Here is a 25351-nt window from a genome sequence, read left to right as displayed (position 1 = left end):
CGGTGAACACCGCCAGCGCCGCCCAGACGATCGCGAAGCCCGCCAGCCGCCCCGGCCCGTCCCCGCGTCCCCGCGCCGGTGGCCGCCGGCGCCGCCACCCGGCAGGTGCCCGCGCCCCAGCTGCCGGCCTGCCCGGCCGAGCCGCCGACCGCGCAGTCGTCGGCCGTCTCCCGGCCGGCGCCCTCGCCGCCGGCCCGTCCTGCGCCGCCCGAGACCACGGTCGCGCCGTTCCAGGCGGTCCCCCGGCCCGACGCTGAGGCCGCCGCCGAACCGGCGGCGCCGCCGCTGGACCCGTGGGACCAGCCGGCCCGCCCGCCGGCCCGCGGCCGCGCGCAGCCCCCGCCCGCGGCGGAGCCGGCGCGGTCCCGGGACCGGGGCCGGACCCCGGGCGAGGCCGCCGCCGGGAACGGCTACCGCGACTGGACCAGCCCCTCCCGGGCGGGCACCGCGACGCCGGCCGCCCCGCCCACCGAGGCGATCCCCGACCGCGAGGTGTCCCGCGACCGCGTGGCGTCCGCGGACCGCGCGCCCGCCCCGGCGACCGAGGCGATCCCCGACCGTGAGGTGTCCCGGGACCGCCCCCCGGCCGCGCCGCTGACCGAGGCGATCCCCGACCGCGAGGTCGCCGGCCGCCGCGACCGGGCGCAGCGGGACCGCGACGCCGAGCCGGACACCGGCCCGCAGACCGACGGCACCGGCGTCGTCGGCAACCGCGCCGCCATGCGCGCCGAGCGCCAGGCGAAGGAGGCCGAGCGGCAGGCCATGGAGGCCGAGCGCCGCAAGGCCGCGCGCCGGGCCGGGGTCTCCCGCGCCGCGCTGCGCGCCGCCGAGGGCGAGGACGCGCCGCCGCGCCGTCGCGCCGGGGTCGCGCTGCTGGCGGTCGTCGTCGTCGCGCTGGTCGTGCTCGGCGTCTACAGCTTCACCTCCCCGGCGGCGCAGGAGGCTGGCTCGGCCGCGACGCCGACGAGCGAGCCGTCGGCCTCGACGTCGGTGACGCCCTCCTCGGGCCCGCTGCCCCCGCTGTCGGCCCAGCCGCTGCCCCCGGTCGAGCAGGCGCCCAGCACCCCGGTGCGCGTGCCGGTGACCGTCCTCAACGCCACGCAGACCGGTGGGCTGGCCGCCGACGTCGCCACCGCGTTCGCCGCCCAGGGCTGGACGACGGCCGGTGTCGGGGCCTACGAGGGTGGGGACGTCGCCGCCACCACCGTCTTCTTCGACGAGGGCGACGAGTCGCAGCGCCAGTCCGCCCTGCAGCTCATGGAGGCGTTCCCGGGCATCACCACCGGGCCCGCGGTGCGGTTCTTCGAGGTGCCGGACGTGCCCGACCCGGGCCTGGTCGTCGTCGTCACCGGCGGGCTCGAGCCCTGACCGCCCCCGGTCGCGCCCCGTCCCGACACCTGCGGAACCCCAGCGCGGCACCGTCCGTTGGCCGCAGCGTGCGTCCGTTCCGCGGGCCCGTGACACCGCGCCCGCGCCCCGGCGCCCGCGCGGTGGCCGGCGCCCTGCTCGCCCTCCTGTTCACCGGCACCCTCGTCGGCGCGCTGCCCACCCCGGCGGCCGCCGCCGAGGACGTCCGCACCGAGGACGCGCGCGTCCCCTCCGGCTCGGGCGCCGACGCCGTCGAGCTGGACACGACGCTGTACCTCCCGGCCTCGGCCACCGCCGACGACCCGGCGCCGGCCGTCGTCCTCGCCCACGGCTTCGGCGGCAGCAAGCGGTCGGTCGCCGACGACGCCCGGGACCTCGCCGGCCGTGGCTACGTCGTCCTCGCGTACTCCGCGCGCGGGTTCGGCGAGAGCACCGGCCAGATCGGCCTGGACGACCCGCGCTACGAGGTCGCCGACCTGTCCACGCTGCTCGACCTGCTCGCCGACCGCGACGACGTCCTCCTCGACGGCGACGGCGACCCGCGGGTCGGCGTCGCCGGCGCCTCCTACGGCGGGGCGCTGTCGCTGCTCGCCGCCGCCCACGACGACCGGGTCGACGCCATCGCGCCGCAGATCACCTGGCACTCGCTGACCGCCGCGCTCTTCCCCTCCCAGACCGGCGCCGCCGACGCACGGACCCCCGCCGCGACGCCGCAGACCGCCGACGCCGGCGTCTACAAGCGGCTGTGGGCGGGGCTGTTCTTCGGCGTGGGCGCGGCGCCCACCGGCGGGCTGCTGGACGCGCTCGGCGGCGGGGGAGCGGCCGAGGCCGAGGACGGCGAGGACGGCGGGGACCCCGGCGCCTCCGGTGACGCGGCCCCCGTCTCCGGCGGCGCCGCCCCCACCCTGCCGTTCGACCCGGCGTCGGTGGACCCCGCGGTGGTGGAGCAGGCACTGACCTGCGGCCGGTTCCGCGCCGACATCTGCGCCGCCTACCAGTCCGCCGCGGCCTCGGGCACGCTCACGCCCGAGGTGGCCGCGGTGCTCGACCGCAGCAGCCCAGCCGCGGTGCTCGACCGCATCACCGCGCCGACGCTGCTGGTCCAGGGCACCGAGGACTCCCTGTTCGGCCTGGGCCAGGCCGACGCCAACGCCCGCGGCATCGCCGCGAACGGCACCCCGGTCAAGGTCGTCTGGTACGCCGGCGGACACGACTCCCGGTCGTCGGAGCGGGAGACCGCCGAGCTGCGCGACCAGGTCGCCGGCTGGTTCGACTGGTACCTGCGCGACGAGGACGACCCCGCCCGCGGCGAGGACCCCGGCACCGGCTTCCGCTTCCCGGCGCCCACCGGCCTCGGCAGCGGCCTGGGCAGCGTGCAGGGCGGCAACCAGAGCGTGCTCGCGGACGCCTACCCGGGCCTCGACGGCGGGGAGCCGGCGCAGCGGGAGAGCGTCGCGCTCGACGGCGGCACCCAGCCGGTGGTCACGCCCGCCGGCGGCACCCCGGCCGCGATCACCACCGTCCCGGGCCTGGGCGCGCTGGCCTCGGCGCTCGGCGGGCAGGCCGTGGAGATCCCCGGCCAGTTCGCCGCGTTCTCCAGCGACCCGCTCGACGGGGCGGTCGAGGTGGTCGGCGCGCCGACCGTCGAGCTCGCCGTCGCCTCGCCCACCGGCAGCGCCACGCTGTTCGCGAAGCTCTACGACGTCGGCCCCGACGGCGCCCAGACCCTGCCCGGCGGGCTGGTGGCCCCGCTGTCGCTCACCGGCCTGTCGGCGGACCCGACCGCGCCCACCGAGGTCGCCGTGACGCTGCCGGGCATCGTGCACCGCTTCGAGGCCGGGCACACGATGCGCGTCGTCGTCTCCTCGACCGACCAGGCCTTCGCGCTGCCGGCCGAGGCCACCGTCTACTCCGTCGCGCTCGCCGGGGCCGGCAACGGCGGCACCGCGCTGGCCGTGCCCACCGTCGAGGGGCAGCCGCAGGCCGACGGCGGCACCTCCCGCTGGTGGTGGCTGCTCGGCGCCGTCGTCGCCCTGGGCCTGCTCGGCTGGCTCGCCGCGGTGCTGTGGGGCCGCCGCCGGCGCCGGGTCACCTCGGAGGTGGAGCCCGACGGCGAGGACGTGCCGCTGCGCTTCGAGGGCATCACCAAGGCCTACAGGGACGGCTTCGTCGCCGTCCGCGACCTGTCCTTCGAGGTCCGCCGCGGCCAGGTGCTCGGCCTGCTCGGCCCCAACGGGGCGGGCAAGACGACGTCGCTGCGCATGCTCATGGGGCTGATCCGGCCGAACTCCGGGCGGATCACCGTGTTCGGTCACGAGGTCCGCCCCGGCGCGCCGGTGCTGTCCCGGCTGGGCTCGTTCGTCGAGGGCACCGGGCTGCAGCCGCACCTGTCCGGCCGCGACAACCTGCGCCTGTACTGGGCCGCCACCGGCCGCCCGGCCGAGGACGCGCACGTGGAGGAGGCCATCGCCGTCGCCGGCCTCGGCGCCGCCATCGACCGGCCGGTGCGCCGCTACAGCCAGGGCATGCGCCAGCGGGTGGCGATCGCGCAGGCCATGCTCGGCCTGCCCGACCTGCTGGTCCTCGACGAGCCGACCAACGGGCTGGACCCGCCGCAGATCCACGCCATGCGCGAGGTGCTGCGCGACTACGCCGCCACCGGCCGCACGGTCATCGTCTCCAGCCACCTGCTCAGCGAGATCGAGCAGACCTGCACCCACGTGGTGGTCATGGCGAAGGGGCAGAAGATCGCGCAGGGGACGGTCGAGGAGATCGTCGGCACCGGCGGCGCGGTGCTGGTCGGCCTCGCCGACGAGGCCGACGCCGACCGCGCGGCCGCCGTCCTGTCGGGGCTGCCCGGGGTCGCGGTCGAGCGCACCGACGAGGGCCTGGTCGCCGACCTCGGCCCGGGGACGTCGCGGGCGGCGGCGCTGCAGGCGCTGGTGGCCGCGGACGTCGCCGTCGACCAGTTCACGCCGCGCCGCCGCCTGGAGGACGCGTTCCTGGCACTCGTGGGGGAGTCGTGACCGCGACCGAGCACGTCCAGCCCACCGGCGCCGTCGCCGGCTACCGGCCCGAGCGGACGCTGCGGCTGTCGGTCGAGCTGCGCCGGCAGTTCAAGCGGCGCCGCACGATCGGCGTCTTCGCGGCGATGGTCGCGCTGCCGCTGGTGCTCATCGCCGCGCTCCAGCTGGGCGCGAGCGAGGAGGCGCAGACCAACAGCCGGATCAACCTCGTCGACGTCGCCACCGCCAGCGGGCTGAACTTCACGCTGTTCGTGCTGTTCGCCACGACGACGTTCTTCCTCGTCGTGGTCTACGCGCTGTTCTTCGGCGACACGGTGGCCAGCGAGGCGCAGTGGGGCTCGCTGCGCTACACCCTGGCCACGCCGGTGCCCCGGATGCGGCTGCTCCGGCAGAAGTGGCTCGCGGCGCTGGTCCAGTCGGTCGGCGCGCTGCTCACCCTCGTCGCCGTCGCGGTGGTCGCCGGCGGCCTGGCGTTCGGCTTCGGCGAGATCCGGACGCCGATCGGGGTGACCCTGTCCCAGGGGGAGGGGTTCCTGCGGCTGGCCGGGATGCTCGGCTACCTCGCCGTGCACCTGCTCGTCGTCGGGACGCTGGCGTTCTGGCTGTCCACGGTCACCGACGCGCCGCTGGCCGCCGTCGGCGGGGCGGTGTTCACGACGGTCGTGTTCGCCATCCTCGACCAGGTCGAGCAGCTCGGGTCGATCCGAGACTGGTTCCCCACCGCGGAGGAGTTCGCCTGGACCGACCTGCTGCAGACGCCGGTCGACTCCTCCGACCTGTTCCGCGGCGTCGTCCAGTCGCTGGTCTACGCGGCGGTCTTCACCGCGCTCGGCTTCCGCCACTTCGCCCGGCGCGACGTCACCAGCTGAACGACGTCACCAGCTGAACGACGTCACCAGCTGAACGACGTCGCCAGCTGAACGAGGTGTCCCGCCCCCGCACCGGCTCCGGGCAGCAGGGGAACGGCACCCGGGCGCGGTGCGGTCCGGTGGGACGGCGGTGTCACAGGCTCGCTCGGACCGCCTGGGCCCAGCCGACGCCCATCGGCTCGTCGGTCACCGACACGTTCGGGACGGCGCCCAGCAGCCCGGCCATGCCCTCGACCTCCGCGCCGTTGGCGGTGATCCACAGCCGGCCGACGGCGGGCGCCATCTCCAGGTCGCTGGCGCTGTCGCCGATCGCGACGGCGTCCGCCGGGTCGACGCCGCGCCGCTCGAGGTCCCAGGCGATCGCCGCGCCCTTGGAGATGCCGCGCGGCATGAGGTGGTAGACGCGGGCCAGCTGCCCCTCCGGCGCCAGCCGCAGCCGGGCCGAGGCGGGGATCGCGCCGTTGTCCTTGAGCGTCAGCCAGCCCAACCCGCGCTCGGCCAGCCACGCGTCGACGGCGAGCGGGTCCACGAACCCGCGCAGCAGCGCGTCGCCGTCGTGCGTGGTGTGCCAGGGCGCGTGCCACTCGAGCCGGCCGGGGTGGGCGGCGCACAGCGCGTCGACGACGCCGAGCTCGGCCATCACGTCCATCGGCGTGCGGCCGGCGTACTCCTCGGGCAGCTCGCCGGTCAGCCCGTGCCGCTCCCGGCCGCCCTTCCACGTCACCAGCGAGCCCAGCTCGGCGATCGCGCCGTCGGCGGCGAAGATCCGCCCCGCCTCGGTGACCTGGTCGGCGGTGCGCCCGCTGACGATCACCAGCGCGACCCCGGCGGTGTGCAGCTCCAGCAGGGCCGCGGCCGGCTCGGCGGTGGGGGAGCCGTCGGCGGCGTGCCAGAAGGACCCCCGCGGTCCGACCATCGTGCCGTCGAGGTCGGTGTAGACGATGCGCGCAGCCACGGCGCCCAGCATGGCCGGGGCCGGGGGCGGTCCCGGCAGCCGGGTAGAGTCGGGCCCGTTCCACTCATCCAGAGGGGCAGAGGGACACGGCCCGGTGAAGCCCCGGCAACCGCGCTCGCGCGAGCGGCGAGAGGTGCCAATTCCGTCCCGCGCGGCTCGACGGCCCGACGCGGGGAAGATGAGGAGGTAGTCGTCGCATGACCCTGACCGCACCCGGTTCCCTGCAGGCCGACAGCTCGGCCGGCGGCCCCGTGCCGCCCAGCCCCGCCCGTGGCCTCGTCTGTCGCAACTGCGGCGCCACCTTCGGGCTCGTCGCCGAGCACGCCTGCGCCCAGTGCTTCGGCCCGCTCGAGGTCGACTACGACCCCGAGCTCATGGCCGCCGTCACCCGCGAGCAGATCGAGGCCGGCCCGCAGAACATCTGGCGCTACGCCGCGCTGCTGCCGGTGGGCCAGGACCCGGCCGACCGCGTCTCCCTCGACCCGGGCATGACCCCGCTGGTCCGCGCCGACCGGCTCGCCGCCGAGCTCGGCATCACCGGCGGGCTGTGGGTCAAGGACGACTCGGCCAACCCCACGCACTCGTTCAAGGACCGCGTGGTCAGCCTCGCCGCCACCGCCGCGAAGGGGCTGGGCTACCGCAAGATCGCCGCGGCCTCCACCGGCAACCTGGCCAACTCGGTGGCCGCGCACGCCGCCCGCGCGGGCCTGCCGTCGTTCGTCTTCATCCCGTCCGACCTCGAGCCCGGCAAGGTCGTGCAGTCGGCGGTCTACGGCCAGACGCTGGTCGCCGTCGACGGGTCCTACGACGACGTCAACCGGCTGACCAGCGAGCTCGCCGAGACCGACGAGTTCGAGGACACCGCCTTCGTCAACCAGAACGTGCGGCCCTACTACGCCGAGGGCTCCAAGACGATGGGCTACGAGATCGCCGAGCAGCTCGGCTGGCGGATCCCGGCGCAGGTCGTCATCCCGATGGCGTCGGGCTCGCTCCTCACCAAGGTGGACAAGGCCTGGCGGGAGCTGGTGAAGGCCGGGATCGTCGCGGACACCGAGTGGCGGGTCTTCGGCGCCCAGTCGGCCGGCTGCGACCCGATCGCCACCGCCTTCGACAACGGCTGGGACGTCGTCAAGCCGGTCAAGCCCACCGGGATCGCCAAGTCGCTGAACATCGGCAACCCCGCCGACGGCCCGTACGCGCTCGACGCCATCCGCCGCACCGGCGGCGCCGTCGGCCGGGTCGGCGACGAGCAGATCGTCCAGGGCATCCGCGACCTCGCCCGCACCACCGGCGTCTTCGCCGAGACCGCCGGCGGCGTGACCGTCGCGGTGCTGCGGCAGCTGGTCGAGGACGGGCGGCTGGACCCGAGCCGGGAGACCGTCGTCCTCAACACCGGCGAGGGCCTCAAGACCCTCGACCCGCTGCTGCCGGTGGTCGGCCCGACCCACCGGGTGGAGCCGTCGCTGCGGTCGGTCCGGTCCGCGGGGCTCATCGGCTGAGCCCCCGCGGGAGGCGTAGGCTCGCGGGCGACGTCGATCCGGCGGGTGACGTCCCCCCGGATCGTCCCCGAGTCGTGTGTCCAGGATCTCCCCACAGCGGCGTGCCTGTTGTACCGTCTCGCGCGGTCGTCAGTTCCACGCACGTGTCCGACGGGCGGAAGAGCTGTACCCCGGTCCCCGGATCACGGGGACCGTCCGCACGCACCAACGTGGGAGCACACGTGGCACAGGGCACCGTGAAGTGGTTCAACGCCGAGAAGGGCTTCGGCTTCATCGCCGTCGACGGCGGCCAGGACGTCTTCGTCCACTACTCGGCCATCCAGATGGACGGGTACAAGAGCCTCGACGAGGGCCAGCGGGTGACCTTCGAGGTCGTCCAGGGCGAGAAGGGTCCGCAGGCCGACTCGGTCCGCGTCGCCTGAGCACCTCCCCACCTCCGTGCTGCGGCCCGGTTCCCTCCGCGGGAGCCGGGCCGCAGCCGTTCCCGGACCACCGCCCCCGCCGCCGGCCCGACCGGGAACAGGCGGCACCCACCCCCCGTTCTTGCACTCGGCAGGGGCGAGTGCCAGACTTCCGGTTGGCACTCGACAGTGCCGAGTGCCAATCAGGTCGGAACGGTGAGGCACAGGAGCGCGGGCCACATGGGAGCCCGCCGCGCCGGTGTCGTCCGTCGCGGGCGCCGGTCCCGGCCGTGCAGCGATCCATGCATGGAGGACATCACCACATGGCCAAGATGATCGCCTTCGAGGAAGAGGCGCGCCGCGGTCTCGAGCGGGGCATGAACACCCTCGCCGACGCCGTCAAGGTGACGCTCGGCCCCAAGGGCCGCAACGTCGTCCTCGAGAAGAAGTGGGGCGCTCCCACCATCACCAACGACGGTGTGAGCATCGCCAAGGAGATCGAGCTCGAGGACCCCTGGGAGAAGATCGGCGCCGAGCTGGTCAAGGAGGTCGCGAAGAAGACCGACGACGTCGCGGGTGACGGCACCACCACCGCCACCGTGCTGGCCCAGGCGCTCGTCCGCGAGGGTCTGCGCAACGTCGCCGCCGGCGCCAACCCGATGGCCCTGAAGAAGGGCATCGAGAAGGCCGTCGCCTCGGTCACCGAGTACCTCCTCTCGACCGCCAAGGACGTCGAGACCAAGGAGCAGATCGCCGCCACCGCGTCGATCTCCGCCGCCGACGCCGCCATCGGTGAGCTCATCGCCGAGGCGATGGACAAGGTCGGCAAGGAAGGCGTCATCACCGTCGAGGAGAGCAACACCTTCGGCCTCGAGCTCGAGCTCACCGAGGGCATGCGCTTCGACAAGGGCTACATCTCGCCCTACTTCGTCACCGACGCCGAGCGCATGGAGGCCGTCCTCGACGACCCGTACGTGCTCGTCGTCAACTCGAAGATCAGCTCGGTCAAGGACCTGCTCCCGCTGCTGGAGAAGGTCATGCAGTCGGGCAAGCCGCTGGCCATCATCGCCGAGGACGTCGAGGGCGAGGCCCTCGCGACCCTGGTCGTGAACAAGATCCGCGGCACCTTCAAGTCGGTCGCCGTCAAGGCCCCCGGCTTCGGTGACCGCCGCAAGGCCATGCTGACCGACATCGCCATCCTCACCGGTGGCCAGGTCATCAGCGAGGAGGTCGGCCTCAAGCTCGACACCGCCGACGTCTCCCTCCTGGGCCGCGCCCGCAAGGTCGTCGTCACCAAGGACGAGACGACGATCGTCGAGGGCTCGGGTGACAGCGACCAGATCGCCGGCCGGGTGAACCAGATCCGCGCCGAGATCGAGAAGTCGGACTCCGACTACGACCGCGAGAAGCTGCAGGAGCGCCTGGCCAAGCTGGCCGGTGGCGTCGCCGTCATCAAGGCTGGCGCCGCGACCGAGGTCGAGCTCAAGGAGCGCAAGCACCGCATCGAGGACGCGGTGCGCAACGCCAAGGCCGCCGTCGAGGAGGGCATCGTCGCCGGTGGTGGCGTCGCCCTGGCGCAGGCCACCGCCGTCGCGTTCGAGAAGCTGGACCTCGAGGGTGACGAGGCCACCGGTGCCAACATCGTGCGCGTCGCGCTCGAGGCGCCGCTGAAGCAGATCGCCGTCAACGCCGGCCTCGAGGGCGGCGTCGTGGCGGAGAAGGTGCGCAACTCCGAGGTGGGCCACGGCCTCAACGCCGCCACCGGCGAGTACGTGGACCTGGTCGCGGCCGGCATCATCGACCCGGCCAAGGTCACCCGCTCGGCGCTGCAGAACGCCGCCTCCATCGCGGCGCTCTTCCTCACCACCGAGGCCGTCATCGCCGACAAGCCGGAGAAGGCCGCCCCGGCCATGCCCGGTGGCGACGGCGGCATGGGCGGCATGGACTTCTGAGTCTCGCCCCCTCGCAACACCAGCAACGCCCGGCAGGGGCGGTCCCGCATCGCGCGGGGCCGCCCCTGTCGGCGTCCACGGGGCCGGACACGCGGTGGACGCCCTCTTCCGACGGCGGAGCGGGCGCCCAGCGTGTGTCCGGCCCCGTGGGGCGTCCGGCCTCAGCGCCCCTGGTGTGACGTCGTGTCCGAGGTCCCGGTGCGGCAGGCGTGGATGCTCGGGGCGCTGGAGGATGCCCTGCACGATGCGGGGTGCCCCGCGCCCGTGGCACGTCGGATCGCGCAGGACGTGCGACTGGAGGAGCGGCACGGTGGGTGGCTCGCGCTCCTCGAGGGGCACGGCACCGGTGTCGAGGCGCCGGTCCAGCGCGATGAGCGGGGCGGAAGTGACGCGGCACACCGCGGAGGACGTCGCCGCCGCCGACGCGGAGGCGGTCGACCGCTCTGCGCGTGGTGAGCCTGACCGGACACCGCTCTGGGCACTGTCCGGCCGGCCGGCGGGTCGGCGCCGGCTCTGACCGGCGCCCCTGTGATCACTCCTGGTCCAGCGGGGTCTCCCGGCACTCGGGAGCCCGCTGCACCCGAGGTGATCACGCCGATGGCGCACAGGTGCGGGGAAGACGACGTCCCGGCCGGGCCGCAGGGGACGACTTCCCCGCAGTTGCCGGCGGCGGGTCAGCCCCGCGGCGGCGGGAAGCAGCAGAGCCCGTCGCCCTCGGGGTCGGCGAGGACGTCCCAGCCGATCTCGCCGGCGTCCTCCTCAGGCTCGTGGCCCGGCCGGTCGTCCGAGGCCCGCACCACCGTGGCGCCGGCGGCCTGCAGCGCCGCGGAGTCGGCGACGACGTCGAGGTGCACGCGGTTCTCGACCAGCTGCTCCTCGTGCACCGGGTGGAGCCGGATCAGCGGCCCCGCGCCGGTGGGGTCCTCGATCGGCACGGGCCAGTCGTGCTCGCGTGGCGTGCCGTCGGGCAGGGTGTCGCGGCGGACGTGGCCCGGTGCGGCGCACCACCGATCGGTGAGCGCCTGGTGGTCGCGGGCGCCGATGCAGAGGTCCTCGGAGCGGGCGGGTGCGTCGGGCACGAGCGCGCAGGGTAGGCCGACGTCGTGGCCGTGGTGATCGGGACCTCGGGGTGGCAGTACCGCGACTGGCGCGGCCGCTTCTACCCGCAGCGCCTGCCGCAGCGGCTGTGGCTGGAGCACCACGCCCGGCACTTCGCCACCGTGGAGAGCAACGCCGCGTTCTACCGGCTGCCCGAGCGGGACACCTTCGCCGCCTGGCGCGAGCGCACCCCGCCCGACTACCGCTGGGCGGTCAAGGCCAGCCGCTTCCTCACCCACGTCAAGCGGCTGCGCGAGCCCGAGGAGCCGGTGGCCCGGCTGGTGGAGCACGCCGCGGGCCTCGGCGACCGCCTCGACGTCGTCCTGCTGCAGCTGCCGCCCACGCTGCGGGCCGATGCCGGGCTGCTGCGCGACTGCCTCGCCTGCTTCCCACCGGGCATCCGGGTCGCGGTCGAGCCCCGGCACGAGAGCTGGTGGACCGACGAGGTCCGGGCGCTGCTGGAGCGCTACGGCGCCGCGCTGTGCTGGGCCGACCGCGCCGAGCGGCCGGTCACGCCGCTGTGGCGGACGGCGGGCTGGGGCTACCTGCGCCTGCACACCGGCGCCGAGGGCTGGGCCTACCCCCCGGCCGTGCTCGACCAGTGGGCGCAGCGCCTGGCGGAGGGGTACACCGACGACGAGGACGTGTTCGTGTACCTGAACAACGACCCGGGCGGCGCCGCCGTCGTCGACGCGGTCACCCTGGCCGGCGCGGTCCGCCGGGCCGGCCGCACGCCCACCCGGGTGCCGACGCCGGAGGAGGCGAGCGGCGCGGCGTGGGCCGCCGCCTGATCAGCCGAGGACGTGCGGGTCCTCGCGGTGCCGCACCCCGAGCTGCTCCGCGGCGCGCCCCAGGACCTCCTGCACGGCGAGGGTGTCGGCCAGCGGCACGACCGCGGACTCGGTGCGCCCCTCCTGCAGGCACCGCGTGACCTCGGCGAGCTCGTGCGAGTACCCGACCCCGGCCGCCGGGCGGGTGATCTCCTCGGGCTCGGCGCCGGTGCGGTGCAGCACGATCGTGGCCGGGTGGTGGAAGCGGGGGAGGACGTCGATCCAGCCGCCGGTGCCGAACACCCGCGCCTGCCCCGGCGTCGGGTAGCGCAGCGAGGTGGTCAGCGTGGCCGAGCGGCCGTCCTCCCAGCCGAGCAGCAGCGCCGCCTCGGCGTCGGCGCCGGTGGGGTAGGTGGACCCGGCGGCGGTGACGGTGTCGGGGGCGCCCAGCAGCATCTGGGCGAAGGAGACGACGTAGACGCCGAGGTCGAGCAGCGCGCCGCCGCCGAGCTCGAGGGCGAACAGCCGGTCGGCGGGGTCGTAGGCGCGGTCGACGCCGAGGTCGGCCTGCACCGAGCGCACCTCGCCGATCGCGCCGTCGGCGATCAGGTCCCGCATGCGGACGACGGCCGGCTGGAACCGCGTCCACATCGCCTCCATGACGAAGACGCCGGCCTCGCGGGCCGCCGCCACCACCTCCCGCGCGCCCGCGGTGGTGGCGGTGAACGTCTTCTCCACCAGCAGCGCCTTGCCCGCCTCGATCGCGGCGAGCGCGACCGCGTGGTGCTGCGGGTGCGGGGTGGCGACGTAGAGGACGTCGACGTCGGGGTCGGCGAGGATCTCCGCGTAGGAGCCGTAGGCGCGCTCCAGCCCGTGCTGCTGCGCGAACGCCTGCGCCCGGTCGGCCGAGCGGGACGCCACGGCCACCGGCCGCGCGCCCTCCACGTGCGCGAAGTCGCCCATCACGCTCTGCGCGATGCGTCCCGGCCCGACGATGCCCCAGCGGATCTGCTCGCTCACGGCGACGACGCTAGTCGCCGGGCAGACTGCACCCGTGGCCGTGCTGATCGACAGTCCCGTCTGGCCGTGGCGGGGGCGCCGCTGGTCGCACCTGGTCAGCGACGTGTCGCACGACGAGCTGCACGCCTTCGTCGCCGCCGAGCTCGGCATCCCGCGCCGGGCCTTCCAGGGCGACCACTACGACGTCCCCGAGGACCTCTACGACGTCGCGGTCGCCGCCGGCGCCGAGCCGGTCGGGGCGCGCGAGCTGCTCGCCCGGCTGACGGCCGCGGGCCTGCGGGTCAGGAAGCGCGACCGCGCAGCAGGGTGAGCTCGGCGGCGAGGTTGGCCCGTGCCCGCGGCTCCCACTCCCGCGTCGCCGGCAGCCGGTAGAGCGCCGGCAGCGCCAGCAGGGCCTCCAGGACGGCGATCCGCCCGGCGGTGAACACCTCGTCGGACAGGTGCCCGTACTCCTCGCGGACGGCCGAGGCGTAGGCGGCGTACGCCTCGGGCGGCCCGGCGAGGACGGCGAGGTCGGCGTCGCAGAGGACGGCGCCGTTCGCGTCGCCGTCGGCCGCGTCGTGACCGGCGGTCAGCAGCACCAGCCGGACCACCTCGTCCAGCCGCTCCGGAGGCACCAGGCCGGCCAGCCCCGCGCGCGCCCGCCCGGCGCTGGCCTGCTCGTTGTCGCCGCGACGGGGGTCGTAGACCACGTCGTGGTACCAGGCGGCCAGCGCGACGGCGGCCGGGTCGTCCGCGGCCGGGCCGAGCGCGCCGACCAGCCCGAGGACGGCGGCCAGGTGGTGCAGGTCGTGGTAGCGGCGGTGCGGCTCGCTCCATGCGGCGACGACGGCGGCCCACTCGCCGCGCGCGGCGGGGGAGTCGCCGGTCAGGGCCGCGAAGTCCTCGTAGGCGATCACGCGACCCCGCAGCGGCGCAGGGTGAGCAGCGCCAGCGCGCGGGCCACGGCGGTCACGTCGGCCACCGGCACCCGCTCGGCCGGGCCGTGCGCGAGGTGCAGGTCGCCCGGGCCCAGGTGCAGCGCGGGGACGCCCGCGGCCGCGTACAGCCGCAGGTCGGTGCCGGCCGCCACCGCCCGCTCCGGCGGTGGCGCCCCGCCCGCGTCGACGACGGCGCCCCGGACCTGCCCGAGCAGCTCGTGGCCCGCCGGCAGCTGCCCGCTGGCGAACGCGCCCCCGGTCCACGTGACCCGCACCGGGTGCGCGGCCAGCCACGGATGCCCGGCGCAGAACGCCCCCAGCCGCTCCTCGAACGCCGCGCGGGCCGCCTCGACCGGCTCGCCCAGCCGCACGCCGTAGCGGCCCTCGGCGACCAGCCGGTCGGGCACGCTGGAGGCCCAGTCGCCGGCGCGCACCGTGCCGATCGACAGCCCGAACGGGAACCGCTCGCCGGCGAAGCGGGGGTCGGCGTCGCGCTGCCGCTCCGCCTCGAACGCGCGCAGGTCGGCGTGCACCTGCGCGAACAGCTCCACGGCGCTGACGCCGCGGTCGCGCACCGCCGCGTGGGCCGCGTGGCCGGTCACCTCCAGCCGGAAGGTCAGCGCGCCGGCCGCCGCGGTGACGACGGCGCCGTCGGTGGGCTCGGGGATGACGCAGGCGTCGCCGCGGTACCCGCGGGCGAGGGTGGCCCACGCGCCCAGGCCGCCGTCCTCCTCGCCGACGACGCTGTGCAGCGCCACCGGCCGGCGCAGGCGCACGCCCGCGGCGCGGACCGCGGCCAGCGCGGCGAGCGCCGAGACCAGGCCGCCCTTCATGTCGCAGGCGCCGCGGCCGTGCACCGCGCCGCCGTCGAGCCGCGGGGTGAACGGGTCGCCGGCCCACAGCGCGCGGTCGCCGGTCGGGACGACGTCGGTGTGCCCGCACAGCACCAGCGCTGGGACGCCGTCGTCGGCGCCGGGCAGCGTGCCGACGACGCCCCACGCCTCGTCGCGCTCGACCTCCTGGCCGGGCGCGTCCGGCGCGGTGGCGGCCGCCGCGAGGTCGATCGCCCAGCGGTCGACGTCGCAGCCCAGCGCGTCGAGCTCGCCGGCGACCAGGGCCTGCGCCTCGCTCTCGGCCGCGGTGCCGCCCACCGAGGGGACGGCGACCAGGCGGCACAGCAGGCCGACCGCGGCGGCCTCGTCGACGGCGTCCAGGACGGCGGCCTCGGCACGGCTCAGGTCGGGCACGGCTCGGCAGTCTGGCACGCACGGGAGCGGCGGTTACCGTCGCCGCCGTGACACAGCCCCTCCCGCCGCCCGGCTGGTACCCCGACCCGGCCGGCAGCGGCGGCTCCCGCTGGTGGGACGGTCGGACGTGGACCGGGCACGTCCAGCAGCCGGCCCCGCCTCCCCGGGTCCCGCAGCAGACGCCGGTCCAGCAGCCGGTCCAGCCGGCGTACGGCGGCCAGCAGCAGTACGGCCCGCAGCAGCAGTACGGCGCCCAGCCGCGCCGCTCGGTGCTCCACGACCAGCCGGTGCTGCTGGTCGACCAGAAGACCAAGCTGGTCGAGCTGACCAACGAGTACGCCGTCCTCGACGGCAACGGCACGCAGATCGGCGCCGTGGTCGAGGTCGGGCAGTCGGCGGCCAGGAAGGTCGTCCGCTTCGTGAGCAGCCTCGACCAGTACCTCACCCACCGCCTCGAGGTGCGCGACGCGTACGGGCCGGTCCTCGTGCTCACCCGCCCGGCGAAGCTGGTCAAGTCGCGGGTCGTCGTCGAGACGCCCGAGGGCGCTCCGGTGGGGGAGATCGTCCAGGCCAACGTGTTCGGCCGGATCCGCTTCGACCTCGTGGTGGGCGGTCAGCTCGCCGGCGCGATCCAGGCGGAGAACTGGCGGGCCTGGGACTTCTCGATCACCGACTCCCCGGGGAGCGAGGTCGCCCGCATCACCAAGACGTGGGAGGGCCTGGCGCGCACGCTGTTCACCACCGCCGACCGCTACGTCGTGCGGGTGCACGCCCGGCTGCCCGAGCCGCTGGCGAGCCTGGTGCTGGCCTCGGCGCTGACCGTCGACACGGCGCTCAAGCAGGACTCCCGCGGATTCGGCTGATCCGCGCGTGTCGCGGCCGGGAGCGGGGTACCGTCGGTGGTGTCCGGACCGGGCGATCTGTGTCCCCGGGTGCCAATTGGATACCGCCTTCGCGGACCACCGCCCCGGCCTCGGCCGGGGGTCTGGAGCCGCGTCGTGCTTCTCGCCGCGAGGCGACCAGAGCCCGGTCCGGACCCATCCCTCAGCTCCCCAGCACCCAGCCGCCGGGGTCGGCCAGGGCAGCCGCCTCCGCGGGCCCCCAGGAGCCCGGCTCGTAGGGGCGCACCTCCGGCCGGTCCCCGAGCACCGGCGCGACCGCCCGCCACGCCCGCGCCAGCCCGCTGCTGGTGGTGAACAGCGACCGGTCGCCGACCAGGACGTCGTGGAGCAGCGTGGCGTAGGGCGGCAGCGGCTCGCCCTCGGGCACCGCGCCCAGGTCCAGCGACGCCTCCGCCACCGACAGCTCCAGCTCCGGCCCCGGGCGCTTGGCCACCAGCCCGAGGTCCAGCGCGCCGGCACCCGACAGCGACAGCGAGACGGTGTTCCCGCCGCCGGGCACCGCGCCCACCGGGCCGTCGGGCCGGCGCAGCACCAGCGTGACCCGCTGCCGGCTGTCGGCCATCCGCTTGCCGGTGCGCAGCAGGAACGGGACGCCGTGCCAGCGGTCGGTGTCGATCCACAGCCGCGCCGCGACGAAGGTGTCGGTCGTGCTGTCGTCGGCGACGCCCTCGAGGTCCCGGTAGCCGGTGAACTGCCCGAGGACGACGTCCTCGCGGGCCAGCGGCCGGAACGCCGCGACCACCGCCTCGCGGGCCTCCTGCAGGTCGCCCGGGGTCAGCGACACCGGCGGCTCCATCGCCACCTCGGCGGCCACCTGGAACAGGTGGGTGACCAGCATGTCGAGGGTGGCGCCGGTGGCGTCGTAGAACTCGGCGCGGTCGGCGACGTCGAGGGTCTCGGGCACGTCGACCTGCACCTGCGCCACGTGCTCCCGGCTCCACACCGAGGAGAACAGCCCGTTGGCGAAACGCAGCACGTGCAGGTCCTGGGTGGCCTCCTTGCCGAGGAAGTGGTCGATGCGGAAGACCTGCTCCTCGTCGAGCACCGCGTGCACGAGCTCGTCGAGCTCGCGGAACCCCTCGGGTGAGGTGCCGTAGGGCTTCTCGTAGACGACGCGGGCGCCGTCGGCCAGCCCGTGGGCGTCCAGGGCCCGGGTGATGCCGCCGAACGCCTCGGGCGGGACGGCGAGGTAGTGCACGAGCTGGACGTCGTCGCCGAGCTCCTCGCGGGCGCGGGCCACGGCGTCGGGCAGCTGCCCGGGGTCGTCCGTGGCGAAGCCGCCGCCGGCGAAGCGCAGCCGCTCGGGCAGCCCCTCGGCGGGCTCCCCGTCGCCGTGCTCGGCCAGGGCGTCGCGGACCAGGTCGCGGAACTCGTCGTCGGAGCGCTCGCCGCGGCCGCTGCCGACGATCCGCCAGTCCGGCGGGAGCAGCCCGCGGCGCTGCAGGACGTCGAAGGCCGGCAGCACCATGCGCGCGGCCAGGTCGCCGGTGGCGCCGAACAGGACGAAGACGGTGGGGCGGAGGTCGGCCATGCGCCCAGCCTCGCCGCACGGCCCCTCAGGCGCGCGCCGGGTGCGTCTGAGGGGGCCTCAGGCGCCGGGGGTGGGCGGGGACTGCCCGGTCGCCCGATGCCCGCGCCGCCGCCTCAGCACGACCGTGGTCGCCGTCCCCACCGGACAGGCACACGGACACAGACGCGAGGAGCCCACCGTGACCATCTACCCCAACCCCGGACTCGAGGCCGAGCTCGCCTACCGGCGCGAGGTCCTGCGGGAGCTCGGCCGCGGCACCCGCACCCGCCGCGGGCCGTGGCGCTCCCGGCGGTCCCGCTGACGGAGGACCCCCTCCTCGCCGCCCCCCGCAGGCCCGGGGCGGTGCCCTGGAGGGGGCCGCCGGCGGCCGTCCCGTCGGCGGCCCGTGCCACGATCGCCGACGTGGCGCGGTGGGACGAGCGGCCCCTGGTGGGGCGGACGGCTGAGCTGGCCACCCTCCTGTCCGCCGTCGACCGGGCGGTCGCCGGCCGCGGCGCGGCCGTGCTGGTCGCGGGGGACGCCGGCGTCGGCAAGTCCCGCCTGCTCGACGAGCTGACGGGGCGCGCGGCCGCCCGCGGCCTGCGGGTGCTCACCGGCCACTGCGTCGACCTCGGCGAGGTCGGCCTGCCCTACCTGCCCTTCGTCGACCTGCTACGTCCCGTCGCCGACGAGCTCGGCGACGGTGCCGCCGCGCTGTTCGCCGCGCGGTCGGCCGCCGCGCGCGAGTCCGAGGCGGCCGACCTGGGCAGCCCGGTCCGCGCACTCCGGCCGCCGGTCGACGACGGCCGGCTGCAGCTGTTCGAGGCGGTGGCCACCGCGCTGTCCGGGCTCGCCGCCGACACCCCGCTGCTGGTGGTGCTCGAGGACCTGCACTGGGCCGACCGCTCCAGCCGCGACCTGGTCCGCTACCTGCTGGCCCGGCTGACCGGCGAGCCGGTCGCCGTCGTCGCCTCCTACCGCTCCGACGACCTGCACCGCCGCCACCCGCTGCGGCCGCTGCTGGCCGAGCTGGTCCGGCTGCCCGGTGTCGAGCGGCTGGACCTCGGCCCGCTGCCCGACGCCGACGTCGAGCAGCTGGTGCGCGGGCTGGCCGCGGGCGTGCCCGACCGCACCGTCGACGACGTCGTCGCCCGCGCGGAGGGCAACGCCTTCTACGCCGAGGAGCTGCTGGCCGCGGGCCTCGCGGGGGAGTCGCTGCCGCTGCTGCTCACCGACGTGCTGCTGGCCCGGGTCGAGCAGCTGAGCCCGGCCGGGCAGCAGGTGCTGCGGGTGGCCGCGGTCGCCGGCCGGCGGGTGCGGCACGAGCTCGTCGCGGCGGTGGGCGGGCTGGCGCCCGCCGACCTGGAGGCGGCGCTCGGCGAGGCGGTGCACTCGCACCTGCTCGTCGTCGACCCCGACGGCGCCTACCGCTTCCGGCACGCCCTGGTGCGCGAGGCCGTGCTGGCCGACCTGCTGCCCGGCGAACGGGTCCGGCTGCACGCCGCCGTCGCCGCGCACCTCGCCGGCGTCCCGGGGGCGGGCACCGCGGCCGAGCGGGCGCACCACCTGCGGGAGAGCAACGACCTGGCCGGCGCCCTGTCGGCCTCCCTGGACGCAGCCGACGAGGCGCGCCGGCTGGCGGCCCCGGCCGAGCAGCTGCAGCACCTGGAGGCGGTGCTCGCGCTGTGGCCGGCGGTGCCCGACGCGGCGGCGCGGGCCGGGCGGTCGCAGGCGGAGCTGCTGCTGGACACCGCGGCCGCCGCCCGCCGCGGCGGGGAGCTGCACCGGGCGGTGGCGCTGCTGCGCTCGGCGCAGGACCTGCTCGGCCCGGACGGCGACCGGGAGCTGCGCGCGCGGGTGCACTCGACGCTGGCGCAGGCGCTGGGTCGCATCGAGGACCAGGCCGCCGCGCTGCGGGAGAGCACGGCGGCGATGGCGCTGGTGCCGGCCGTCCCGCCGTCGCCGGTGCGCACCTGGGCGGCGGCCACGCACGCCCGCGTCTGCTACGACGTCGGCCGCCGCGCCGAGGGCGACGCCGCCGCCGAGGAGGCGCTGGCCGCGGCCGACGCGCTGGGGCTCGACGGCGCGTGGGCCGACGTCGCGGTGTCGCTGGCCCGCTCGCGCGGCGGGGAGGAGCTGCCCGCGCGGCTGGAGGAGGCGCTGGCCCGCGCCCGCCGGTCGGGGGACCCCGACGTCGAGATGCGGGTGCTGTTCAACCTGGCGATCGTCGCCTACGAGGCCGGCTGCTCGGGCGAGACGCTGCGGTGGAGCGACACCGCGCTGGCGCGGGCCGCCGAGCTCGGCGTCGAGTGGTCCTTCTACGCCGCGGAGCTGCGTCACCTCGGCGTCGTCTCGCGGTACGTCGTCGGCGACTGGGACGGCAGCCTGGCGCTGGCCGACCGGCTGGCCCGGGTGCCCGAGATGGCCGCGCACGTGCGGGCGGCGGGGCTGCTCGTGCAGGTCGGCCGCGGCGACCCGGCCGCCGCGGAGCGGATCGCGTGGGCGCGCGGCCTGGTCGGCCGGCTGGACGCGCACGTGCTGCTGCTCCTGGCCACGGCCGGGGCGGAGATCGACCTGGCCGCGTGGGCCGGCGACCCGGCCACCGCCGTGGCCACCGCGCGGTCGGCCACGGAGACGCTGACCGGGCTGTGGGGCGACGACCGGCTGGCCGTCGTCCGGCTCGCCGCGACCGCGCTGGCGCCGGTCGGCGACGCGGCGGCCACCGCCCGGCTCACCGGCGACGCCGCCGCGGAGCGCGAGTGGACGGCGGCGGGGGAGTCGCTGATGGCGATCGCCCGCTCGGCGGTGGAGGCGCACGCCCGCCTGATCGGCCCGCACGGCGTCGAGGCGGCGGCCTGGATCGCGAGGGTGGAGGCCGAGGCGGCGCGGCTGGCCGGGCGCCCGGCGCCGGAGCTGTGGGCGGCCGCCGTCGAGGCCTTCGGCTACGGGCACGTGTACGAGCAGGCCCGGAGCCGGTGGCGGCTGGCCGAGGCGCTGGTCGCCGCCGGCGACCGGGAGGCCGCGCTGGAGCCGCTGACGCGGGCCGCTGACGCCGCGCGCGAGCTGGGCGCAGCGCCGCTGCTGGCCGCGGTCACCGCGCTGGCCCGCCGGGCGCGGCTGGAGCTGCCCGGCGCCGGGCGGGTGGTGGAGACGGCGGCGGTGTTCACCCCGCGCGAGACCGAGGTGCTGGCCCTGCTCGCCCGCGGCCGCACCAACCGGCAGATCGGCGGCGAGCTCTACATCAGCGAGAAGACCGCCAGCGTGCACGTGAGCAACATCCTGGCCAAGCTCGGCGCCGGCTCCCGCACCGAGGCCGTGGCCCTGGCCGCCGCGAGGGGCCTGCTGCCGACCGGCTGACCGGGCCTCCGGGACGATCACGGAGCCGCGGTGGCGACACCCCGGGCGGAGTCGGCGTGTCGCCACGCGGGCGCCGTGATCGCGGGGACGGGGCGCCGGACCGCTGTGCACCTCCGCGGACGTGCACACCGCCTCAGAGCATCGTGCGCAGACGCTCGCGGCGGGCGCGCAGGACCTCGACCGGCGCCGAGGCCGACGGCGGCCCGGGCACGTGCTGGCGCAGCTGCGTGTGCACCACCGCGTGCGGCGTCGACGTCTTCGCCGACACCCGGCTGACCAGGCGGTTGATCTCCCGCCGCAGCTCGGCGACGTCGCGCCAGCCACGGCCGGCGTCGTCCTCGTCGGGGTGGTCCTCGACGATCGGCAGCTCGCCGGTGTCCTCCTCGTGCACCCGCTGGGCGATCCGCAGCCGCAGCTCGTCGTCGCGCTTGGCCAGCAGCGACGCCGTCTGCTCGGCGGTGAGCAGGCCGGGGATGCCGAGGAACTCCTCGTCCTCCGGCGCGACGGCGACCGCGCCGGAGCCCTCGCCGGTGTGCGCCGTCCCGCCGTGCAGCACGTGCGCGAACCGGGCCTCGGCCTCCAGCGCCTCCCACTGCTTGAGGCCGACCGCCTCGCGTTCCTTGGGCGGCAGCGGGTCGAGGTCGAGCGCCTCGGGGTCCTTCGCCTTCGGCGGCGGCATGACGTGGTTGCGTTCCTTCTCCATGGACGCCGCCAGCGAGAGCAGCGGCCGCACCGCGGGGAGGAACACCGTCGCCGTCTCGTGCGACGCCCGGGAGCGGACGACGCGGCCGACGGCCTGGGCGAAGAACAGCGGCGTGCGGTAGGAGGTCATCCACGCCAGGACGGCGGCGCGCGGGACGTCGACGCCCTCGGAGATCATCCGCACGCAGACGGCGATCCGCGCGGACCCGGTCGAGAAGCGCTCGATCTTCTTCGACGCCCTGGGGTCGTCGGACAGGATCAGCTCGGGCGCCTTGCCGGTGATCCGCTTGACGATGCGGGCGTAGGCGCGGGCGTCGTCCTGGTCGCTGGCGAGGATCAGCCCCGCGGCGTCGGGCATGCCGCCGTGCTCGCGCAGCTGGGTGATCCGGTCGTCCATCGCGGCGACGACGTGCGGCACCCACTGGCCCTTGGGGTCCAGGGCGGTGCGCCAGGCGGCCATCTCCACCGAGCGGGTGCCGGCCTCCGACAGCGACGCGGCCACGACCTCACCGGCCGAGTTCCGCCAGCGCGAGGTGCCGGTGTAGGCGGCGAAGACGACCGGGCGGACGACGTTGTCGGCCAGCGCCTCCTTGTAGCCGTAGGTGTAGTCGGCGCGGCTGACCAGCCCGGCGCCGGCCTCCCCGGCGTCGCCCTCGAAGCCGTCCTCCTCGTAGCGCACGAAGGGGATCCGCTCGTCGGGCTTGGTGCGGAACGGCGTCCCGGTCAGGCACAGCCGGCGGGCGGCGAAGCCGTAGGCCTCCTCGATCGCCTCGCCCCACGACAGGCCGTCGCCGGCGTGGTGCACCTCGTCGAGGACCACCAGCGTCTTGACGGCGGTGGCGCGGGCGGCGTGCAGCATCGGCTTGCCGGCGACCTGCGCGTACGTCGTCACGTAGCCCTGGGTGCCGGCGCGCACCGGGCCGACGGCGTTGGTGAGGCCCGGGTCGAGGACGATGCCCATCCGGTCGGCGGCGTCGGCCCACTGCATCCGCAGGTGGTCGGTCGGGCAGACCACGATCACCCGGGCCACCTCGCGCCGCTGCAGCAGCCGCGAGGCCAGGGTCAGCGCGAAGGTGGTCTTGCCGGCGCCCGGGGTCGCGGTGACCAGGAAGTCCTTGGGGGAGGACTCCTCGTAGCGCTCGAGCGCCGCCTGCTGCCAGGCCCGGAGCGGTCGGCTGGTCGTCTGCGGGGCGACCGCCCCCGCCCGTGCTGCACTCGCCATCTCGCGGACCATCCTGCCTGGCGCACGGCGGACACGCCCGACCGGCCACCTCCCGCGCGCCCGCCCGCGGCCGTCGTATACGCGGCCCGCGGCACGCGCCTGAGCTGCGGTTACGCCCGCGCCGACCGGTGCGGCGTGGCAGGCCTCACACCGGGAACGGACCGGTCCGGCGCGTCCCGCCGGCCCCACCCGCCCGCCGCGTCGAGGCCGGGCGCTCAGTGCGTGAGCTTGAGCCCGACCACGCAGCCGACGATGCCGAGCAGGAGCAGCACGCGCAGCGCGGACAGCGGCTCCTCGCCCGACGCCATGGCGTAGCCGGCGGTCAGGGCCGCGCCGATGCCCACCCAGACCGCGTACGCCGTCCCGACGGGCAGGGTGCGCATCGCCCAGGCGAGGCCGAGCATGCTGCCGACCAGGCCGAGGACGAACACGACCGTCGGCGCCGGCCGGGTGAAGCCCTCCGTGCGGCCGAGGGCGGTCGCCCACACCGCCTCGAGGGCACCGGACAGGACGAGGACGAACCAGGACACGACGACTCCCGTGGACGCCGTCTTGTCGCTGTCCGGGTACGGCGCTGCTCGTCCGGGGGTCCGCCGCGGACCCGCCTCCACCGTCGCACACCCCGGCGGTCCGGGGTGGTGAGAACGGCCACCACCTCAGGAGGTCAGGCCCCGCAGCACCGCGAGCGCGCGGCGCGGCGCCGTGCCGGCCGGCAACCGCCCGAGGTCCCGCTCACCGGCCACGCGGGCATCCTGCCCGGCTGCCGGGTCCGGAGACGGCCGCGGCCCCGGGTCACGAGGACCGGGGGCCGCGGCGAGGGCTCTAGTCGGCGGGCTCGTCGACCCAGTCGGGGCCGTTGACCTCGCCCGGGCCGGCCAGGTCGGCGGCGTCGACGATCGTGTACGCGTAGCCCTGCTCGGCCAGGAAGCGCTGCCGGTGGGCGGCGTACTCGGCGTCGAGGGTGTCGCGGCTGACCACCGTGTAGAAGTGCGCCTGCCGGCCGTCGGCCTTCGGCCGGAGCACCCGGCCCAGCCGCTGGGCCTCTTCCTGCCGCGACCCGAAGGTCCCCGACACCTGGACGGCGACCGCGGCCTCGGGCAGGTCGATGGAGAAGTTGGCGACCTTCGACACGACGAGCGTCGTGACCTCCCCGGCGCGGAACGCGTCGAAGAGCTTCTCCCGCTCGCGGTTGGTGGTCGACCCCTGGATCACCGGGGCGTCCAGCGCCCGCCCGAGCTCCTCGAGCTGGTCGAGGTAGGCGCCGATGACCAGCTTCTGCTCGCCGGGGTGCCGCTCGAGCACCCGCCGGATCACGGGCAGCTTCGACGACGCCGTCGCCGCGATCCGGTACCGCTCCTCGGGCTCGGCGACCGCGTAGGTCATCCGCTCCTCGTCGTCGAGACCGACCCGCACCTCGATGCACTCGGCCGGGGCGATGTAGCCCTGCGACTCGATGTCCTTCCACGGCGCGTCGTAGCGCTTGGGCCCGATCAGCGAGAAGACGTCGTCCTCCCGCCCGTCCTCGCGCACCAGCGTCGCGGTCAGGCCCAGCCGCCGGCGGGACTGCAGGTCGGCGGTGAGCCGGAAGATCGGCGCCGGGAGCAGGTGCACCTCGTCGTAGACGATGAGGCCCCAGTCCTGGGCGTCGAACAGGTCCAGGTGCCGGTACTCGCCCTTCCGGCGGGTGGTCATCACCTGGTAGGTCGCGATGGTGACCGGGCGGATCTCCTTGCGCTCGCCCGAGTACTCGCCGATCTCGTCCTCGGTCAGCGTGGTGCGGGCCAGCAGCTCGCGCTTCCACTGCCGCCCGGAGACGGTGTTGGTCACCAGGATCAGCGTGGTCGCCCGGGCCTGGGCCATCGCCGCGGCGCCGACCAGCGTCTTGCCGGCGCCGCAGGGGAGGACGACGACGCCCGAGCCGCCGGCCCAGAACCCGTCGACGGCTTCCTGCTGGTAGTCGCGCAGGTGCCAGCCGTCCTGCGCCAGCTCGATCGGGTGCGCCTGCCCGTCGACGTAGCCGGCGAGGTCCTCGGCCGGCCAGCCCACCTTGAGCAGCGCCTGCTTGAGCCGCCCGCGCTCGGAGGGGTGCACCACGACGGTGTCGGGGTCGATCCGCGCCCCGAGCATCGGCGCCACCCGCTTGGAGCGGACGACCTCCTCGAGGACGGCGCGGTCGGTGGTGGTGAGCACCAGCCCGTGCACCGGGTTGTTGACCAGCGTCAGCCGGCCGAAGCGGTCCATCGTGTCGGCGACGTCGACCAGCAGCGCGTGCGGCACCGGGTAGCGCGAGTAGCGCACCAGCGCGTCGACGACCTGCTCGGCGTCGTGCCCGGCGGCGCGCGCGTTCCAGAGCGCCAGCGGGGTGACCCGGTAGGTGTGCACGTGCTCGGGCGAGCGCTCGAGCTCGGCGAACGGGGCGATGGCCGCGCGGCACTCGCGGGCCGCCGGGTGGTCGACCTCGAGCAGCAGCGTCTTGTCCGACTGGACGATGAGGGGTCCGTCGTTCACGGGGGTGGGTGCCTCTCCTCGGCGG

General features: G+C 76.2%; 20 protein-coding genes and 2 riboswitches. Of the genes, 11 read left to right on the top strand and 9 right to left on the bottom strand.

All coding sequences use genetic code 11. The features are described 5' to 3' along the window. Nucleotides 1-78 precede the first annotated feature (78 nt). The 3 genes from ACFO3M_RS07975 to ACFO3M_RS07965 all read left to right on the top strand — a co-directional run bounded on the left by ACFO3M_RS07975 (nt 79) and on the right by ACFO3M_RS07965 (nt 5263). Nucleotides 79-1368 (top strand): LytR C-terminal domain-containing protein, encoded by a 1290-nt coding sequence (locus tag ACFO3M_RS07975; protein ID WP_387988040.1) that lies wholly within the window; start codon nt 79-81, stop codon nt 1366-1368. 89 nt (nt 1369-1457) lie between these two features. Further along, on the top strand, nt 1458-4394 hold the full coding sequence (locus ACFO3M_RS07970; RefSeq protein ID WP_387988039.1) for an alpha/beta fold hydrolase: 2937 nt from the start codon (nt 1458-1460) through the stop codon (nt 4392-4394). Next, nucleotides 4391-5263: an ABC transporter permease gene (locus ACFO3M_RS07965; protein WP_387988038.1), complete on the top strand. Its 873-nt coding sequence runs from the start codon at nt 4391-4393 to the stop codon at nt 5261-5263. Before ACFO3M_RS07970 ends, ACFO3M_RS07965 begins: the two co-directional genes overlap by 4 nt. Before the next feature lie 133 nt (nt 5264-5396). Here ACFO3M_RS07965 and ACFO3M_RS07960 read toward each other — a convergent pair whose 3' ends face one another. Next, nucleotides 5397-6218 carry an HAD family hydrolase gene (locus ACFO3M_RS07960; protein WP_387988037.1) on the bottom strand — a complete coding sequence of 274 codons (822 nt, stop codon included), beginning with the start codon at nt 6216-6218 and terminating at the stop codon, nt 5397-5399. A gap of 61 nt (nt 6219-6279) precedes the next feature. Next, nucleotides 6280-6403, top strand: a riboswitch (SAM riboswitch). A 12-nt stretch (nt 6404-6415) separates the two neighbouring features. Here ACFO3M_RS07960 and thrC point away from each other — a divergent pair. The 3 genes from thrC to groL all read left to right on the top strand — a co-directional run bounded on the left by thrC (nt 6416) and on the right by groL (nt 10070). Further along, nucleotides 6416-7717 (top strand): threonine synthase, encoded by a 1302-nt coding sequence (gene thrC, locus ACFO3M_RS07955; protein WP_387988036.1) that lies wholly within the window; start codon nt 6416-6418, stop codon nt 7715-7717. Nucleotides 7718-7938: 221 nt separating this feature from the next. Next, nucleotides 7939-8139, top strand: a complete 201-nt coding sequence (locus ACFO3M_RS07950) for a cold-shock protein (protein ID WP_387988035.1) — start codon at nt 7939-7941, stop codon at nt 8137-8139. A 302-nt stretch (nt 8140-8441) separates the two neighbouring features. Next, complete coding sequence (gene groL, locus ACFO3M_RS07945; protein WP_387988034.1) at nt 8442-10070, top strand: chaperonin GroEL; 1629 nt, start codon at nt 8442-8444, stop codon at nt 10068-10070. 674 nt (nt 10071-10744) lie between these two features. Here groL and ACFO3M_RS07940 read toward each other — a convergent pair. Beyond that, nucleotides 10745-11149 carry a VOC family protein gene (locus ACFO3M_RS07940; protein WP_387988033.1) on the bottom strand — a complete coding sequence of 135 codons (405 nt, stop codon included), beginning with the start codon at nt 11147-11149 and terminating at the stop codon, nt 10745-10747. Between the two features lie 24 nt (nt 11150-11173). Here ACFO3M_RS07940 and ACFO3M_RS07935 point away from each other — a divergent pair, with 24 nt between their 5' ends. Then, a complete protein-coding gene (locus ACFO3M_RS07935; protein WP_387988032.1) occupies nt 11174-11959 on the top strand; it encodes a DUF72 domain-containing protein in 786 nt (261 codons plus the stop codon). Here ACFO3M_RS07935 and ACFO3M_RS07930 read toward each other — a convergent pair whose 3' ends face one another. Next, nucleotides 11960-12958: a Gfo/Idh/MocA family protein gene (locus ACFO3M_RS07930; protein ID WP_387988031.1), complete on the bottom strand. Its 999-nt coding sequence runs from the start codon at nt 12956-12958 to the stop codon at nt 11960-11962. It abuts the gene before it with no gap. A 34-nt stretch (nt 12959-12992) separates the two neighbouring features. Here ACFO3M_RS07930 and ACFO3M_RS07925 point away from each other — a divergent pair, with 34 nt between their 5' ends. Beyond that, nucleotides 12993-13268, top strand: a complete 276-nt coding sequence (locus ACFO3M_RS07925) for a DUF4031 domain-containing protein (RefSeq protein WP_387988030.1) — start codon at nt 12993-12995, stop codon at nt 13266-13268. On the opposite strand, the gene ACFO3M_RS07920 is transcribed toward ACFO3M_RS07925, so the two are convergent. Further along, the gene (locus ACFO3M_RS07920; RefSeq protein ID WP_387988029.1) at nt 13240-13857 is read right to left on the bottom strand and encodes an HD domain-containing protein; all 618 of its coding nucleotides are present in this window, start codon (nt 13855-13857) and stop codon (nt 13240-13242) included. The two genes, ACFO3M_RS07925 and ACFO3M_RS07920, sit on opposite strands and share 29 nt — an antisense overlap. Continuing rightward, nucleotides 13854-15125 carry an ArgE/DapE family deacylase gene (locus tag ACFO3M_RS07915; RefSeq protein ID WP_387988028.1) on the bottom strand — a complete coding sequence of 424 codons (1272 nt, stop codon included), beginning with the start codon at nt 15123-15125 and terminating at the stop codon, nt 13854-13856. Before ACFO3M_RS07915 ends, ACFO3M_RS07920 begins: the two co-directional genes overlap by 4 nt. Nucleotides 15126-15172: 47 nt before the next feature. Here ACFO3M_RS07915 and ACFO3M_RS07910 point away from each other — a divergent pair, with 47 nt between their 5' ends. Continuing rightward, complete coding sequence (locus ACFO3M_RS07910) at nt 15173-15988, top strand: phospholipid scramblase-related protein (protein ID WP_387988027.1); 816 nt, start codon at nt 15173-15175, stop codon at nt 15986-15988. Between the two features lie 181 nt (nt 15989-16169). Here the strand turns inward: ACFO3M_RS07910 and ACFO3M_RS07905 are convergent, their stop codons facing one another. Next, a complete protein-coding gene (locus ACFO3M_RS07905; RefSeq protein WP_387988026.1) occupies nt 16170-17558 on the bottom strand; it encodes a glucose-6-phosphate dehydrogenase in 1389 nt (462 codons plus the stop codon). Nucleotides 17559-17736: 178 nt separating this feature from the next. Here ACFO3M_RS07905 and ACFO3M_RS07900 point away from each other — a divergent pair, with 178 nt between their 5' ends. Next, the gene (locus ACFO3M_RS07900) at nt 17737-17859 is read left to right on the top strand and encodes a hypothetical protein (RefSeq protein WP_387988025.1); all 123 of its coding nucleotides are present in this window, start codon (nt 17737-17739) and stop codon (nt 17857-17859) included. Between the two features lie 101 nt (nt 17860-17960). Continuing rightward, nucleotides 17961-20894, top strand: a complete 2934-nt coding sequence (locus ACFO3M_RS07895) for a helix-turn-helix transcriptional regulator (RefSeq protein ID WP_387988024.1) — start codon at nt 17961-17963, stop codon at nt 20892-20894. Between the two features lie 133 nt (nt 20895-21027). Here ACFO3M_RS07895 and ACFO3M_RS07890 read toward each other — a convergent pair whose 3' ends face one another. The 3 genes from ACFO3M_RS07890 to ACFO3M_RS07880 all read right to left on the bottom strand — a co-directional run bounded on the left by ACFO3M_RS07890 (nt 21028) and on the right by ACFO3M_RS07880 (nt 25326). After that, entirely contained in the window at nt 21028-22818 is a 1791-nt protein-coding gene (locus ACFO3M_RS07890; protein ID WP_387988023.1) for a DEAD/DEAH box helicase, read from the bottom strand. A 215-nt stretch (nt 22819-23033) separates the two neighbouring features. After that, nucleotides 23034-23348 (bottom strand): DMT family transporter, encoded by a 315-nt coding sequence (locus ACFO3M_RS07885; protein ID WP_387988022.1) that lies wholly within the window; start codon nt 23346-23348, stop codon nt 23034-23036. 11 nt (nt 23349-23359) lie between these two features. Next, nucleotides 23360-23424: riboswitch (guanidine-III (ykkC-III) riboswitch) on the bottom strand. A 216-nt stretch (nt 23425-23640) separates the two neighbouring features. Then, nucleotides 23641-25326, bottom strand: coding sequence for a DNA repair helicase XPB (locus ACFO3M_RS07880; RefSeq protein WP_387988021.1), 1686 nt, complete (start codon nt 25324-25326; stop codon nt 23641-23643). Nucleotides 25327-25351: the final 25 nt, after the last annotated feature.

This window comes from Geodermatophilus arenarius (genome assembly GCF_042654585.1).
Lineage (GTDB): Bacteria > Actinomycetota > Actinomycetes > Mycobacteriales > Geodermatophilaceae > Geodermatophilus > Geodermatophilus arenarius.
The sequence above is the reverse complement of the archived record's forward strand: the minus strand, read 5'-3'. Positions and strand labels throughout refer to the sequence as shown.

Bases quoted from the DNA above. Each gene is read 5' to 3' on its own strand.
- thrC (WP_387988036.1), top strand. From the start codon at position 6,416: ATGACCCTGACCGCACCCGGTTCCCTGCAGGCCGACAGCTCGGCCGGC.
- groL (WP_387988034.1), top strand. From the start codon at position 8,442: ATGGCCAAGATGATCGCCTTCGAGGAAGAGGCGCGCCGCGGTCTCGAG.
- ACFO3M_RS07905 (WP_387988026.1), bottom strand. From the start codon at position 17,558: ATGGCCGACCTCCGCCCCACCGTCTTCGTCCTGTTCGGCGCCACCGGC.
- ACFO3M_RS07890 (WP_387988023.1), bottom strand. From the start codon at position 22,818: ATGGCGAGTGCAGCACGGGCGGGGGCGGTCGCCCCGCAGACGACCAGC.